This is a genomic window from Amycolatopsis sp. NBC_00348, assembly GCF_036114655.1.
Classification (GTDB): Bacteria; Actinomycetota; Actinomycetes; order Mycobacteriales; family Pseudonocardiaceae; genus Amycolatopsis.
In genome coordinates this window covers 6,850,174-6,864,263 of the sequence record NZ_CP107994.1, presented here as the reverse complement: position 1 = coordinate 6,864,263, position 14,090 = coordinate 6,850,174, and the positions used below count along the sequence as shown (strand labels likewise).

13 protein-coding genes are annotated in these 14,090 nt (G+C 72.7%); 9 read left to right on the top strand and 4 right to left on the bottom strand.

Going from position 1 to position 14,090, the window contains the following annotated elements; translation table 11 throughout:
* Window positions 1–145 precede the first annotated feature (145 nt).
* From OHS58_RS29895 to OHS58_RS29885, 3 genes are all read left to right on the top strand, one after another.
* Window positions 146–718 (top strand): papain-like cysteine protease family protein, encoded by a 573-nt coding sequence (locus tag OHS58_RS29895; RefSeq protein WP_326957958.1) that lies wholly within the window; start codon window positions 146–148, stop codon window positions 716–718.
* On the top strand, window positions 715–1,482 hold the full coding sequence (locus OHS58_RS29890; protein WP_326944292.1) for a hypothetical protein: 768 nt from the start codon (window positions 715–717) through the stop codon (window positions 1,480–1,482). The genes OHS58_RS29895 and OHS58_RS29890 overlap by 4 nt, the downstream gene beginning before the upstream one ends.
* A gap of 71 nt (window positions 1,483–1,553) precedes the next feature.
* The gene (locus OHS58_RS29885; protein ID WP_328644754.1) at window positions 1,554–2,195 is read left to right on the top strand and encodes a dTMP kinase; all 642 of its coding nucleotides are present in this window, start codon (window positions 1,554–1,556) and stop codon (window positions 2,193–2,195) included.
* On the opposite strand, the gene solA is transcribed toward OHS58_RS29885, so the two are convergent.
* The 3 genes from solA to OHS58_RS29870 form a co-directional block, all read right to left on the bottom strand.
* A complete protein-coding gene (solA, locus tag OHS58_RS29880) occupies window positions 2,192–3,319 on the bottom strand; it encodes an N-methyl-L-tryptophan oxidase (RefSeq protein ID WP_328644753.1) in 1,128 nt (375 codons plus the stop codon). The two genes, OHS58_RS29885 and solA, sit on opposite strands and share 4 nt — an antisense overlap.
* On the bottom strand, window positions 3,316–5,505 hold the full coding sequence (locus tag OHS58_RS29875; RefSeq protein ID WP_328644752.1) for an FAD-dependent oxidoreductase: 2,190 nt from the start codon (window positions 5,503–5,505) through the stop codon (window positions 3,316–3,318). Before OHS58_RS29875 ends, solA begins: the two co-directional genes overlap by 4 nt.
* 63 nt (window positions 5,506–5,568) lie before the next feature.
* The gene (locus tag OHS58_RS29870) at window positions 5,569–6,042 is read right to left on the bottom strand and encodes a hypothetical protein (protein WP_326944288.1); all 474 of its coding nucleotides are present in this window, start codon (window positions 6,040–6,042) and stop codon (window positions 5,569–5,571) included.
* Between the two features lie 64 nt (window positions 6,043–6,106).
* Between OHS58_RS29870 and OHS58_RS29865 the strand changes: the two genes are divergently transcribed.
* On the top strand, window positions 6,107–7,078 hold the full coding sequence (locus tag OHS58_RS29865; protein WP_328644751.1) for a helix-turn-helix transcriptional regulator: 972 nt from the start codon (window positions 6,107–6,109) through the stop codon (window positions 7,076–7,078).
* Here the strand turns inward: OHS58_RS29865 and OHS58_RS29860 are convergent.
* Window positions 7,075–7,860 carry an IclR family transcriptional regulator gene (locus OHS58_RS29860; protein ID WP_326944286.1) on the bottom strand — a complete coding sequence of 262 codons (786 nt, stop codon included), beginning with the start codon at window positions 7,858–7,860 and terminating at the stop codon, window positions 7,075–7,077. The two genes, OHS58_RS29865 and OHS58_RS29860, sit on opposite strands and share 4 nt — an antisense overlap.
* Window positions 7,861–8,024: 164 nt before the next feature.
* Here OHS58_RS29860 and OHS58_RS29855 point away from each other — a divergent pair, with 164 nt between their 5' ends.
* From OHS58_RS29855 to OHS58_RS29835, 5 genes are all read left to right on the top strand, one after another.
* Complete coding sequence (locus tag OHS58_RS29855) at window positions 8,025–8,342, top strand: bifunctional 3-phenylpropionate/cinnamic acid dioxygenase ferredoxin subunit (RefSeq protein WP_326944285.1); 318 nt, start codon at window positions 8,025–8,027, stop codon at window positions 8,340–8,342.
* 178 nt (window positions 8,343–8,520) lie between these two features.
* Window positions 8,521–9,198 carry an MtrAB system response regulator MtrA gene (gene mtrA, locus OHS58_RS29850; protein ID WP_005150760.1) on the top strand — a complete coding sequence of 226 codons (678 nt, stop codon included), beginning with the start codon at window positions 8,521–8,523 and terminating at the stop codon, window positions 9,196–9,198.
* Window positions 9,199–9,205: 7 nt separating this feature from the next.
* On the top strand, window positions 9,206–10,930 hold the full coding sequence (gene mtrB / locus OHS58_RS29845; RefSeq protein ID WP_326944284.1) for an MtrAB system histidine kinase MtrB: 1,725 nt from the start codon (window positions 9,206–9,208) through the stop codon (window positions 10,928–10,930).
* Window positions 10,927–12,639 (top strand): LpqB family beta-propeller domain-containing protein, encoded by a 1,713-nt coding sequence (locus tag OHS58_RS29840; protein ID WP_326944283.1) that lies wholly within the window; start codon window positions 10,927–10,929, stop codon window positions 12,637–12,639. The genes mtrB and OHS58_RS29840 overlap by 4 nt, the downstream gene beginning before the upstream one ends.
* Before the next feature lie 970 nt (window positions 12,640–13,609).
* Complete coding sequence (locus OHS58_RS29835; RefSeq protein ID WP_328644750.1) at window positions 13,610–13,861, top strand: hypothetical protein; 252 nt, start codon at window positions 13,610–13,612, stop codon at window positions 13,859–13,861.
* Window positions 13,862–14,090 lie beyond the last annotated feature (229 nt).

The following is a 14,090-nucleotide window of genomic DNA, read 5'->3' as shown; positions in this document are numbered from 1 at the left end:
TTGGCCACGTGATGGTGACTGTTCCGCGTTCCGGCTACCCCCCGGAACGGTCCGTTCCTCCAGATGGCGTTCTTGCTCCGGGTGATGGCGTTGTTCACCGTGGTGACCACCGCTGGTTCGCCCACGTTCGAGCAGGAGGCCGTCCGTGCTGGTGAAGTCGAGCAGAGTCCACACCGCACTGGCGGTGAGCCTGGCGCTGTGCCTGGTCGTGCCGGCCACCGCCGCAGCGTCCGGCACGCCGTCGAGCGTCCGGAACCAGATCTCGATGCAGGCGCAGCAGCGGACCCAGTGGTGCTGGGCGGCGTCGGGCAACACCATCGCGGCCTACCACGGCGTCACCGTCAGCCAGACGCGCTTCTGTCAGCTGGCTCACAACACGACAGGGACCGACTGCGCGAACCTGCCGGGCACGCTCGCCGACCCGCAACGCGCCTTCGCCCGGCTCGGGTTCACCTCGCCCGGTCGCTACCTCGACAGCCGCATCCCCTACGCCTCGATCCGGACGCAGACCGCCGCGAACCGGCCGGTCGAGACCCGGGTCGGCTACCGCTCGGGCGGCGGCCACACGCACGTCCTCTACGGCTACGACACCAGCGGCGACTGGGTGTACTGGGGTGATCCGGGGCCGGCCAAGCGCTACAACTGGTCGACCTACGGTTACTACACGCAGAATTCGTCCTTCACCTGGACGCACACGCTCACGGGGATCACCCGATGAGCAGGCGGGCGCTGGTGCTCGCCGTGCTGACCGGCGCGGCGCTGCTGATGACGGCACCGGTGTCAGGCGCGGCCCAGGCCGCCGGCATCAGCAGCGCCGACGCCGCGGCGGCCCGGAGCGCGGCCGCCGCGCCCGGGCTCCAGGACACCCTGGTCCGGTTCTTCGCCCAAGCGCCCGGCGCGTCGGCCGCGCCGGTCTCGGTGCGGATCGCGCCGGACGCCTACCCGGTCTACGACCTGTCCCCGGACTTCGTCGTCGGCACGCCGGGTGCGGCGCCGGGCGCGTTCTCCTACTTCGCCGTGCCCGTCCAGGCTTCCGACGGCCGGACCGCGACGCTCTGGTCGGTCCGCGGTGACGACGGCGCCTGGCAGGTCGGCAACATCGCCTCGGGCGACGTCGAGACGTCGTTCGCCCGCAAGCTGCCCGCCGGCGCCCAGTTGCTGCACGAACCGCAGGTCGACGCCTGGTACGCGGTCGGCGACGGCCGCGTCACGCCGCTCGCCGGCGGTGCGGCGCTGAGCCTCGCCGACTACCAGCGGGCGGTCGGGGCGAAGTACGCGGACAAGCTCCCCGGCTCGGCCTACGACCGCGACGGCGAGGCCGGCGGCTACGGAGCCACGGGCTCGGTGATGCCCCGCGGCGACGGCGGCCCGGCACCGTCCAGCAACGACACCGGCTGGGTCCCGCTGCTGATCCTGGCCGGCGTCCTCCTGGTCAGCGGCGCGGGGTACTACGTGCTGCACCTGCGGCGGACGACCGCCTAGTCGTACCGGCGGGCTCGGCGTCGATCCCCTTCCACCGAGCCCGCCGGTCCACCACCGTTACTGTGACGCCCATGGGGCGACTGGTGGTCATCGAAGGACTCGACGGCGCGGGCAAGCGCACGCTGACCGAGGGGTTGACGAACGCGTTGCGCGCCAAGGGCGCGAGCGTGGCGAAGCTGGCTTTCCCGCGGTACGGCGAGAGCGTGCACGCGGACCTCGTCAAGGAGGCGCTGCACCGCGGGCACGGCGACCTCGCCGACTCGGTGTACGGCATGGCCGTGCTCTACGCGCTGGACCGCAGCGGTGCCGCGGACGAGATCCGCGCCCTGCGTGACGCGCACGACGTCGTCCTCCTCGACCGGTACGTCGCTTCGAACGCCGCGTACGCGGCCGCGCGCCTGGGGCAGGACGCGGCCGGCGAGGTCGTGAAGTGGGTGTGGGAGCTGGAGGTCGACCGCTTCGGCCTGCCGCACCCGGACGCGCACCTGCTGCTGCGGGTCGCCGCGTCGGTCGCGGCGGAACGCGCCGAACGCCGCGCGGCGGCCGAGACCGACCGCGAGCGCGACGCCTTCGAGACCGACGACGGCCTCCAGCGGCGCTGCGCGGCGGTGTACGACGAGCTGGCCGCCGCGGGCTGGTTCTCACCGTGGCACGTCCTGGACGGCGTCGCGGGCGTCGACCTCGAAGCCCTCGCCGCGACCCTGCTCGCCTAAAGCAGGCGCGCCGGGTCGAACTGGGCGATCGGGTGCGCGGTCGTCCCGTCGACGACCAGGTCCGCGACGATCTCGCCGACCACCGGCGCGAACTTGAAGCCGTGGCCGGAGAAGCCGCACGCCAGCAGCACCCGTTCCTCGGCCGGGTGCGGGGCCAGCACGAAGCTCTCGTCGGCGGTGTCGGTGTACATGCACGTCACCGCGCGGAGGAACGCGCCGGGCAGCGTCGGCAGGTGGCGCTTGACGACCGTGGCGATCTCGTGGACCTCGGCGTCGGTCACCGTCCGGTCGAGGCCGTCGGGTGTGCACGGCCGGCCGCCGCTGTGGAACGCGACCTTCACGCCGTCGCCCGCCGCGTTGTGCGCGGGGAAGCCGTAGAACGTGTAGCCGTCGCCTTCCCAGATGTAGACCGGGTGCCGGCGGAACGGTTCGACTCCACCCGAGGGCGCGAACCAGAACTGCACCTGCCGCCGTACGGTGAACGCGACGCCGAGGTCGCGCAGCAGCTCGCCGGCCCACGCGCCGGGGCACAGCACCAGCCGGTCGGCCGTGTAGTAGTTGTGCGACGTCCCGACGCGCACGCCGCCGGCCGTGGTGCTCCAGGTGAACACCTTCTCCTCGTGGTGCAGTTCGGCGCCGCACCGCGCGGCGAGCTGCAGGTGCGCGGCGACGCTGCCCTCGGGTGACACCAGCCCGGCGCCCGGTTCGTACAGCGCGACCTCGTCCGGCGCCGGAGACGTCGTCGGGTACCGGCGGCGCATTTCACGAGCGTCGAGCAGTTCGTGCGGCACACCGAACGCCTCCGCCGAAGCGACGCTCCCGGTGATCGTCCGCGACGCCGCCGTGCCGACCATGAGCCCGCCGCAGCGGGTGAACAGCCGGCGTCCGCTGTCGCGCTCGAGGCCGTCCCACAGTTCGTGGGCCCGCAGCAGGAGCGGCACGTACTCGGGGCCTTCGAGGTAGGCCTGGCGCGTGATCCGCGAACCGCCGTGGCTCGACCCGAGGTGGTGCACCGGCGCGAACTGGTCGAGGCCGAGCACCCGTTGCCCACGTTGCGCCAGCCGGTACGCGGCGGCGCTGCCCATGCCGCCGAGGCCGAGCACGATCACGTCGTAGTGCGTCATGTGACCCTCCCGGGAACGCGCGTGCCGAAGTACTCGATCTCCACCCGCGTCCCCGGCACGCTGTACTCCACCGGGAGCCAGGCGTAGGCGACCGATTCGTCCCCGCTGGTGACGTACCCGGCCGCGCGGCCCTCGACGTACACCGGCTCCTTGCCCAGCACGACGCCGTCGACGCGCAACCGGGTCAGCCGGCGGCCCACGGTGGCTTCGGACCTGCCGGCGAGCGCGTCGCGGCCGAGGAAGTAGCCCTTGTCCAGCCGGACGGCGGACCCGAGCCCGGCCTCGTACGGATCGTGCTCGGTGGTGACGTCGACGCCCGGCACGCGCACCCCGGCCGCCAGCCGCAGGCTGGTGTACGCCTGGTGCCCGGCGGCGACGATCCCGCGCGCCCGCAGGGTGTCCCACAGCCGGCGGCCCACATCCGCCGTGGCGTGCAGCTCCCAGCCGGGAACGCCCACGGTGGACAGTCGCAACGCGACGACCGGGACGTCGTCCACGTAGGTCTCCTCGGCCGAACAGTCCGTTGTGGACAGTTCCGGTAGGACGTCGTCGGCGTGCGGCCCCCAGACGCCGACGCAGCAGGTGCCGGGTGTGGTCTCGTGGAGCTGCACGGCGCCGTCGCCCGGCAGGTGGCGCCGCAGCCAGTCGAAGTCCGCCCGGCCGGTGGCGCCGACGTGGAACCGTTCGTCGCCGAGCCGGGCCACGGTCACCTGGCCGCGCACTCCGCCGTCCTCGCTCAGCAGCAGCGTGCGGGTGACCGAGCCCGGCGGCCCGGCCAGGTCGCCGGTCGTCATGGCCTGCAGGAACGGCAGCGCGCCCGGGCCGGTGACCGCCAGCCGCGGCCCGGCGGTCAGGTCGAACATCGCGACGCGCTCGCGAGCCGCGAGCGCCTCCGCGCTCCCGATCGGCGACCAGTGCCGCGCGGCCCAGCCGGTGCGCGCCGAGACGCCGGGCAGGTCCGCGTTGGCCTGGTACCACTGCGGCCGCGCCCACCCGCCGGACGGCAGGAAGTGCGCGCCCAGCCCGGTTTGCCGCTCGGCGAAGGGACTGCTGCGCAGCAGTGCTTCCCGGGGATCCAGCGGGTGCACGATCTCGTGGACCTCGGCGAACCGGCGGCCCCGCACCGAAACGCGGTCGAAGCGGGCCAGGTCGCAGCCGTGGACGGCCAGCGCCGGCTGCCCGTCGACCAGCCAGCGCGCCAGCTCGCGCGCGACCCCGGCGGAGTGCTCGTCCCGGACGGCCTCGGCCACCCAGAAGCCTTCGAGGTCCGGGTGCTCGCCCAGCAGCGGCAGCCCGTCCGGCGTGCCCGGGAGCGTCACGGTGGAGACGGTCTCGGCCTTGGCGTCGCGGAGCGCGGGCAGCAGCGCGGCCGCCGCCTCCCACGCCGCGTCGAACTCGTCCGAATCGACGTCGAGCGCGCCGACGCCGAGCCGGTCGACGTGCTCGCGGACGTAGAGCGCGCGGTCGTGGTGGCGCAGCACGGGTTTGCCCGCCTGCGCGTGGTCGTCGTTGTGCCCGGCCAGTTCCGCCAGCGGCGACGTCCGCGCGTACCGGTGCGGCAGCGGCAGGTGCGGCACCGCCAGGCCGACGAGCGCGCCGGCGCCGGCGCACGACACGACGACGTCGGCGCGCAGCCGCCCGGAAGCCGTGACGACGCCGGTGACGCGCCCGCCGGCGCGGTCGATCGCGACGACGTCGTCGTCGAGGAACTTCGCGCCCCGCCCGGCGGCCCGCCGGGCCTGGGCTTCGGCCGCGTGCCCGGCGTGCAGGAGGCCGTCGCCGGGGACGTGGAACCCGCCCAGGACCCGGGTTTCGTCGAGGAGCGGGTGCAGGTCGGCGCACTCGTGGGGCGCGCGCAGGAAGCCGCGCACGCCCCACGACGTCGCCCAGCCGCGCCGCCGCTTCAGGTCCACGAGCCGCTCGGGCGTCGTCGCGAGCTCCAGGCTGCCCACCGGGTTGAAGCACCACCGGCCGTCGAGCGTGAGGCCGCTGCACTTCGCGACGGTGTACTTCGCGAACTCCGTCAGCGTGCGGTCCGCGTCGGTGCGGAACACGAGCCCGGGGGTGTCGGGCCGGTCGCCGCCGCCCAGCACCGTGACGTCGGTCCAGCCGCGTTCGGTCAGCTCGTCGGCGAGCGCGCAGGCGACGAGGCCGGCGCCGATGACCACCACCCGGGGCTGTGCCATCGCGGGATCCCTCCGGGCAAAGTTGCGTCTTCGGCAACAACGTGCGTCATGCGCGACTTGCTGTCAAGCGCCCGAAAAGGTGCCGGTTCCGGCCCGGGTGAACTCCATGACCCAGTTGGATTCCCAGGTCTTCCCGCCGTCGGCCGAGAACTCCTGCTCCCACCGCGGCGACGGCCCCGCAGTGCCCGACCAGAGGTAGTGCGCCTTGATCGGCCGGCCCTCGTGGACGTCGTCGCCGTAGAAGTCGCCGCGGCCGTCGGCGAAGGTGCCGACGACCGGCGGCTGGAGCACCCCGGTGCGGTCGTTGGCCCAGTAGATCGACCACTCCTTCCGCTCGACGTCGAACAGGCGCAGCGTGAACCCGCGGAAGCCGCGAGCGGGGAAGCGGATCTCCTCGGTGTTGCCGCCGCCCTCGAAGAGGGTCCGGCAGGTGGTGGTGCCGGGGTAGACGTCCCAGTCGTCGCTGCCGGCGAAGATCGTCTTGAGCCGCCGGCTGACGACGGTCCAGGAGCCGTGGAGGAAGTCGAAGTCGTTCATGACGGCGATCCTGGGGCGCCACCACTGACACCTTCTGTCAGTGGTGGCTGGCAGACTCCGGCGGGTGCGAGCGAGCCGGCTGGTGTCCCTGCTCCTGCTGCTGCAGAACCGCGGCCGGATGAGCGCGTCGCGCCTGGCCGCCGAGCTGGGCGTGACCGCCCGGACCGTCTACCGCGACGTCGAGGCGCTGGCCGCGGCGGGCGTGCCGATCTACGCCGAGCCCGGCCCGAGCGGCGGCTACCAGCTGATGGACGGCTACCGCACCCGGCTGACCGGCCTGACCGCCGACGAAGCCGAGTCGCTGTTCCTCACCGGGCTGCCGCAGCCCGCCGCCGAGCTGGGCCTGGGCGCCCAGGTGGCCGCGGCCGAGCTGAAGCTGACGGCGGCGCTGCCGACGCCGTACCGGGACGCCTCGACCCGCATCCGGCAGCGCTTCCACCTCGACGCGCCCGGCTGGTACCGCGAAGCGGACCCGGTGCCGCAGCTGCTCGCCGCCGCGGAAGCCCTGTGGCGGGACCAGGTCGTCGAGGTCCGCTACCGCCGCTGGTCACCGCGCCCCGGCGTCGTGACGCGGCGGCTGCACCCGCTCGGCCTGGTCCTCAAGGCCGGCGTCTGGTACCTCGTCGCGGCCGGGCGGTCGGAGCCGCGCACCTACCGCGTCACGAACATCGTGGCCCTGACGCCGCTCGACGAGCAGGTCATCCGGCCCGACGCCTTCGACCTCGCGGAGTTCTGGCGGGCGCACGTCGAGCGGTACGAAGCCGCGGACATCGACGAGACGGCCGTCGTCCGCCTCTCGCCGGCGGGCATCGCGGCCCTGCCGGACATCCTCGGCCCGAAGGCGGCCCGGCTCGTCTCGCACACGCTCGAACCCGCGGACGCCGAGGGCTGGCGGCGCGCGACCGTCCCGCTGGAGAGCGTCCCGCACGCCGCCGCCGGACTGCTGCGGCTCGGCGCGGACGCGCAGGTCCTGGAACCCGCGGAACTGGTGGCGCACATGGGAAGGACGATCCGGGCGATGGCCCGGCTGTACTAGTCCCTGAAGTAGCCCAGCTGCGCGGACAGGTCGTCCGCCGCCTCGGCCATCGGCCGCACGATCTGCTTCACCCGCTGCTTCGAGAGCCGGTACGACGGGCCCGACGCGCTCATCGCGGCGACGACGTCCCCGCCCGGGCCGTGGATCGGCACCGCGACCGCGTGCATGCCGAGTTCGAACTCCTCGTAGCAGGCCGCGTAGCCGTCTTCGAGGATCCGTTCCAGCTCGGTCATCAGCTCGTCCGGCTCGACGGTCGTGCGCGGCGTGTACTGCTCCAGCTTCCGCTTCAGCACCCGCTTGCGTTCGGCTTCGGCCATGTACGCCAAGAGGATCTTGCCGCTGGAGGTCGCGTGCAGCGGCGTCCGCTGGCCGGTCCAGTTCTGCGTGGTGATCGCCGCGGCGCCGCGGGCCTGGCTGATGTTGATCGCGACGCCGTCGTCGGCGATGGCGATGTTCACGGTCTCGCCGAGCTCCTCGGCGAGGCTCAGGCAGCTGGTGCGGCCGAGCTTCGCCAGGTCCATCCGCCCGGTCGCGGCGCCCGCCAGCCGCACGATGCCGAAGCCGATCGCGTACTTCCCGCGTTCGCCGAGCTGCTCGACCAGGCCTCTCGACTCCAGGACGCTGAGCAGGCGCGACGCCGTCGACTTGTGCACGCCCAGCTCGCCCGCGATCTCCGTGATGCCGGTTTCGCCGTTGCGGGCGAGCAGCTCCAGCACGCTGATCGCCCGGTCGACCGACTGCACCTGGCTCTGAGTTGCGTTGCCCGAGTCCTGGTTCCGCATAGCGCAACACTATCCGTTTTGCGCACTCCCTATCGGCTGAGTGGGCGAATCTCTTGACGTGGCCGCCCGTCGGACCGGATTGTTGCGCAAGAAGCGCAGCGTCGCGCAATGCGCAACTTTCACGAACCGTCCCGGCATCCCGCCAGTCGTTTCCGGAGGCCCTGATGATCCGCGCCTGCGCCGTCACCGACCTGCCCGAGGGCGAAGCCCGCCGCCTCGACGGGCCCGTCCCGATCGCGGTGTTCCACACCGAAGCCGGCTTCTTCGCCGTCGACGACACCTGCACCCACCAGGACGCATCGCTGGCCGACGGCTGGCTGGAGGGCTGTTTCGTCGAGTGCCCGCTGCACGCCGCCCGGTTCGACCTGCGCACCGGCGCGCCCACCTGCCTGCCGGCCAAGAAGGCCGTGCGGACGCACCGCGTGGTCGTCGAGGACGGCGTCGTCTTCGTCGACGCGCCGGTCCCGGCCGTCACCCCCTGAGCCCTTCCCGCAGGTCCGTGAAGGTCACCTTGAGGGACCCGGAGTCCCTGAAGGCGGCCTTCACGGACCGTCCAGGGGCACCCGGATGGAGCAGGGACCCGTGCCGATCTTGATCTTTCTGGTGGTCAAACACGCGGGTCGCGCGTACGGGCGTCGGAACTAGTGCGAATATGTGGTCATGAAGGCACGTGTTCTCGTGGTCGACGACGACCCTGCACTCGCGGAGATGCTCACCATCGTGCTCCGTGGGGAGGGGTTCGACACGGCGGTGGTCGCCGACGGCTCACGCGCGCTTCCCGCGCTGCGTGAACTGAAGCCCGACCTCGTCCTGCTCGACCTGATGCTGCCCGGGATGAACGGGATCGACGTCTGCAAGGCGATCCGCGCCGAGTCCGGGGTACCGATCGTCATGCTCACCGCCAAGAGCGACACGGTCGACATCGTCCTCGGCCTGGAGTCCGGCGCCGACGACTACGTCGTCAAGCCGTTCAAGCCGAAGGAGCTGGTCGCCCGGGTCCGCGCCCGGATGCGCCGCACCGAGGCCGAACCGGCGGAGTCGCTCACGATCGGCGACCTGGCGATCGACGTGCCCGGCCACGAGGTCACGCGCGAGGGCAAGGCCATCCCGCTGACCCCGCTGGAGTTCGACCTGCTGGTGGCGCTGGCCCGCAAGCCGCGCCAGGTGTTCACCCGCGAGGTGCTGCTCGAGCAGGTCTGGGGCTACCGGCACGCGGCCGACACCCGGCTGGTGAACGTGCACGTCCAGCGGCTGCGCTCCAAGGTCGAGAAGGATCCGGAACACCCCGAGGTGGTGTTGACCGTTCGCGGCGTCGGGTACAAGGCCGGCCCGCCGTGATGGCTCCATGACCGTGGAGACCGGCAGACGGCTCCCCGCGTTCGCGCGATCGACGGCACGCCTGGTGCGGCGTGTCGTCGTTTTCGCGCGCCGTCGCGCGGTCGCGTTCAACGAGCTGTGGAAGCACTCGCTCCAGTTCCGCGTGACCGTGTCGACCCTCGCGCTGTCCTCCGCCGTGGTGTTCGTGCTGGGCATGGTCCTGCAGAACCAGATCACCGAGCGGCTGCTGGACACCAAGCGCGACGCCGCCACCGCGCAGACCCGCGCGGCCGCGGAGACCGCCGCCGGTGAGCTCGTCGGCCTCGGCAGCGAGACGTCGGACGCGCTGCGCAACCGGCTCGAGAACGCGCTGAAGAAGATCGCGATCACGCCGACCAGCCAGGACGCGGCGGGCTCGGCGGCCGGCACGTTCATCCCGGTGCTCGCCAGCGGCGGCCACGACCAGTCCGGCAGCGAACCCGAGTTCGCCGGGCCGTTCGAGAACGTGCCGCCGCGGCTGCGGCAGTTCGTCGAAGCCGAGCAGACGAGCTACCTCGAGCACACCGTCCCCGACATGAACGGCGGGCGCACGACGTACCTGATCGTCGGGACGTCGCTCAAGACCGTCGCCAGCCCGCTGCAGCTGTACTTGCTGTTCCCGCTGACGACCGAGCAGAACACCGTCTCGACCGTGCAGAACACGCTGCTGGTCGGCGGCCTCGTCCTGCTGCTCCTGCTGGCCGGCATCACGAACCTGGTGGTGCGGCAGGTGGTGCGGCCGGTCCGGCAGGCCGCCGCCGCGGCGGAGCAGTTCGCCGGCGGCGACCTCGACCAGCGCGTCGCCGTGGTCGGCGAGGACGACCTGGCGAAGCTCGCCGTGTCCTACAACGGGATGGCCGCCAGCATCCAGCGCCAGATCCGCCAGCTCGAGGAGTTCGGCGGCCTGCAGCGCCGGTTCACCTCCGACGTCTCGCACGAGCTGCGGACGCCGCTGACCACCGTCCGGATGGCCGCCGACGTGCTGCACGCGTCCCGCGAGCAGTTCCCGGCCGGGCTCGCGCGCTCCACCGAGCTGCTGGTCGACGAGCTCGACCGGTTCGAGGCCCTGCTCGGCGACCTGCTGGAGATCAGCAGGCTCGACGCCGGCGTCGAGGAGCTGTCCGCGGAGTTCATCGACGTCCGCCCGATCGCCACCCGCGCGGTCGAGCAGGTGCGGGTCATCGCCGGCAACGCGGGCTCCTCGGTCGAGCTCGTGCTGCCCGACGAGGAGATCCCCGCCGACGTCGACTCGCGGCGCGTCGAGCGGATCCTGCGCAACCTGCTCGCCAACGCCGTCGACCACAGCGAGGGCCGGCCGGTGGTGCTCACCGTCGCGGCCAACGAGACCACCGTCGCCATCACCGTCCAGGACCGCGGCGTCGGCCTGCGGCCCGGCGAGGCGGACCTGGTGTTCAACCGGTTCTGGCGCGCCGACCCGTCGCGCAACCGGCGCACCGGCGGCACCGGCCTCGGCCTGGCGATCAGCCTCGAGGACGCGCGCCTGCACGGCGGCGAGCTCGACGCGTGGGGCGCGCCCGGCCAGGGTGCCTGCTTCCGGTTCCGCTTCCCGCGCCACCAGGACGTGCCCATCGGCGAGTCGCCGCTGGGCCTGCCGCCGCCGGAGCGCGTCCCGGGCGAGGTGCCGCTCGGGATCATCGAGGTGACCCCGGCGCCGGAGGCGATCTTCGCCGAGCGTGAGGAAGTCGGTCAGTGAAACGCGTTCTGCTCGCAGTGTTGTGCCTGGTGCTGGTGGCGGGCTGCGCCAACGTCCCGCTCGAGTCCCAGCCCGTCGTCGTCCCGGGGGAGCGCCAGGGCCAGGGCCAGAACGCCGAGGCGCCCGAGCCGCAGGCGAACATCGACGCGCTGACGCTGGTCCGCGACTTCATCGGCGCGACGCTCAAGCCCGGCCAGAACAACGGCGCCGCCCGCGCCTACCTGGACGACCAGGGGCAGGCGACCTGGCGGCCCAGCCGCAGCCTGACGATCATCCAGGACACCTTCGGCACGGTCTACGACACCGAGCCGCAGCCGGACCCGAACACGCAGGTCGTCAACGTGCGCGGGTTCGACGTCGGCACGCTGGACCAGAACAGCGCGTTCGTCCCGGACTACAGCCCGGCACTGCTCCACGTGAAGGTGCGCAAGCAGCCGACCGGCCAGTGGCGGATCGTCGACCCGCCCGCCGACCTGTACGCGACCGAGTCCGACTTCGCCGAGAACTACACCGCGGTGCCGGTGGTCTTCTACTCGGAGTCCGCCAACACGTTCGTCCCCGACCGGCGCTACGTCGTCGCGAAACCGCAGGCCGGGCTGCCGGGCCGGGTGATGGACATGCTGGTCGCCGGCCCGTCGACGAGCCTGGCCGGCGCGGTGAAGAACCTGCTCGGCGAACCGGTGGAGATCGACACCAACGTCAAGAGCCTCGACGACGGGACGCTGGTGGTGCCCCTGACCGGGTTGACCGGCGTCAGCGACGACACCCGCATCCTGATCGCCGCGCAGATCGTGCTTTCGCTGCAGTACGTGACGTCGGCGCGGATCCGGATCCTCGCCGACGGCGCCCCGCTGGTGCCGAACCACCCGGACTGGCGGCTGAGCGAGCTGCCCGCGTACGGCGCGGCGCTCTCGCCGAGCCAGGACCTGCTGGGGCTGATGACGGTCGGCGGCCGCGTCCGCTCCCTCGGCGACGGCGCCCCGATCGCCGGCCCGGCAGGCAACGGCGGCTACGACGTCGTCAACGCGGCCCAGTCGACCGACGGCAAGCGCCTCGCGGTGGTGGAGCGCGCGGGCGGCGGCGTCCACCTGCGGATCGGCGACCTCGGCCGCGAGCTGCCGCAGCTCAGCGTGGCCGGCAACACCCTGAGCCGGCCGACGTGGCGCCCCGGTTCGTCCGAGGTGTGGACGGTCGTCGACCAGCAGTCGGTGGCCCGCGTCGTGCTGACCCCGAACGGCCAGTGGACCCCCCTGCTGGTGAACGCCGCCGACCTGATCCAGCAGGGCGACATCTCGGAGCTCAGGTTCTCTCGCGACGGCGCCCGGGTAGCGGCGGTGGTCAACGGCCAGCTGTGGGTGGCCTCGGTGGTCGGCTCGGGCGGCGACTCGGTCAGCCTGCGCGAGCCCCGCCACCTGCAGCCCCACGACCTCCACGACGTCGTCGACGTCGACTGGCTGGCCCAGGACACCCTGGTCGCGGTCACGACGAGCGTGTCCCAGCCGGTGGTCCGCGTGACGGTGGACGGCCAGCGCATGGACGCGTTCAACAGCTCAAACCTGACACCCCAGGTCCACGGCGTAACCGCGGCCCCCGGCAGGCCGATCGTGGTAGCGGACGCGAGCGGCCTGTGGACGGCCTCGGTGCTGGGCGAGGTGTGGCGCCCCCAGAGCCATTCGGCGAAGGACGCGGACCCCTTCTACCCGGGCTGACGGTTTCAGTCGATCGGGTGATCGCTGAGGGCCCGAAACTGTCGGTGGTGGTCGCGACACTTTCCGTGTGTTCATCAACGCGCTTCTGGAATTACTGATCCCCAGCCGCTGCGCCGCGTGCGGAGCCCGCGGCGCGCCTTGTTGCGCCCGCTGCGGGGGCGTTTGGGGCGCGGTGCGGGAGGTCGCCCGCGTGCCCACGGCGGGCGTGGTCCGGGTGTTCTCACTGGCCAGGTACAGCGGCGTCGGTAGGCGGTTGTTGATCGCGTACAAGGAACGGGGCCGCCGGGACCTGGCCCCGGCGTTGGGGTTGGCGCTGGCGGAGGCCCTGGTGGTGTTGCCGTTGCAGGAAGCCGTGGTCGGCGGGCGGCCACAGGTCGCGGCTGGAGCTGTTTCCGCAGGTCAGCCGCGGCAGGCTGTTGAGAGCGCCGGAACCGTGTCCGTCGGAGGGCAACAACCGGCCGCTCGGAGCGCCGAAACCGGTTCCCGACGCCGGCCGCCAGGCCTGCCTCCGAGCGCCGGAACCGGTTCCCCGCGATGGCTGCCGGGCCTCTCTCCGAGCGCCGGAACTGCTGCTCGCGGTCACCGGCTGCCGGATTCCGGTCGCGCCACCGGAGCCATTTCCATCGACCGGCCATCGGATTGGGCGCGGAGCGCCGGTGCACCTTTGGGGCTCCGGCCACCAGGCCTTGCCTGCGCGACCGAAGTCGCTTCCGCCCATCAGCCACCGGACCAGGCCCGGAGCACCAGCGGCGCTTCCGAGGACTCACCAGACATGTCCCACGAGACCGGAACCGTGTCCGCACACTGGCGCCCAGGCCCAGCCCCGAGCACCGGATCAGTCCCCGCGCATCGCAAGATCTGCCTTGTCCCGGCACCCAGCCGCCCCTCCGCATCCCGGGTCCGAGGTGGCCCCCACGTCGAACTCCTGGCAGCAGCCGCGGCGAAAGTCTTGGCCACTCGCGGTTTCGAAGTGGCCGTCGCACCGGCGTTGGAACTGGCCGGGAGCGCCCGCGACGCCGTCGGGCTCGGCCATGCCCAGCGCGCCGCCAACCTGGCCGGCCGGCTGCGATTCCGCGAAGCCGGCCGCCCGCCACCCGGTTTCCCGGTGGTGGTCCTGGACGACGTGGTGACCACCGGAGCCACCGCCGCCGCATGCGTGCACGCGCTGGCGGCGGAGGGCATCGCGGTCGAGGCCGTCCTCACCCTCCTCGTGGCCGGGTGAACTCCTGCGGGCGGGCGAACCGTGCGATCGGCACCCGAGCCTCGCGGCCGATACTGCCGTCAAATCATGCCGGAGCTTCGTTGCCCATCGCCTGAACCCGGCGCCCGCAGCCAGAACTCCCAAGCCCCGCCGGAACTCCGGTGTGACTGCCAAGACCCCGGCGCCCACCGCCCGAAACTCCGACACCCATTGCCGAGACTTCGGAGCCCGCCCGACCGAAAGCGCCCAA

What these genes read in the sequence shown, in the direction of transcription:
- OHS58_RS29890 (WP_326944292.1), top strand. Translation starts at nt 715, where the DNA reads ATGAGCAGGCGGGCGCTGGTGCTCGCCGTGCTGACCGGCGCGGCGCTG.
- OHS58_RS29885 (WP_328644754.1), top strand. Translation starts at nt 1,554, where the DNA reads ATGGGGCGACTGGTGGTCATCGAAGGACTCGACGGCGCGGGCAAGCGC.
- solA (WP_328644753.1), bottom strand. Translation starts at nt 3,319, where the DNA reads ATGACGCACTACGACGTGATCGTGCTCGGCCTCGGCGGCATGGGCAGC.
- OHS58_RS29875 (WP_328644752.1), bottom strand. Translation starts at nt 5,505, where the DNA reads ATGGCACAGCCCCGGGTGGTGGTCATCGGCGCCGGCCTCGTCGCCTGC.
- OHS58_RS29870 (WP_326944288.1), bottom strand. Translation starts at nt 6,042, where the DNA reads ATGAACGACTTCGACTTCCTCCACGGCTCCTGGACCGTCGTCAGCCGG.
- OHS58_RS29860 (WP_326944286.1), bottom strand. Translation starts at nt 7,860, where the DNA reads ATGCGGAACCAGGACTCGGGCAACGCAACTCAGAGCCAGGTGCAGTCG.
- OHS58_RS29855 (WP_326944285.1), top strand. Translation starts at nt 8,025, where the DNA reads ATGATCCGCGCCTGCGCCGTCACCGACCTGCCCGAGGGCGAAGCCCGC.
- mtrA (WP_005150760.1), top strand. Translation starts at nt 8,521, where the DNA reads ATGAAGGCACGTGTTCTCGTGGTCGACGACGACCCTGCACTCGCGGAG.
- mtrB (WP_326944284.1), top strand. Translation starts at nt 9,206, where the DNA reads ATGACCGTGGAGACCGGCAGACGGCTCCCCGCGTTCGCGCGATCGACG.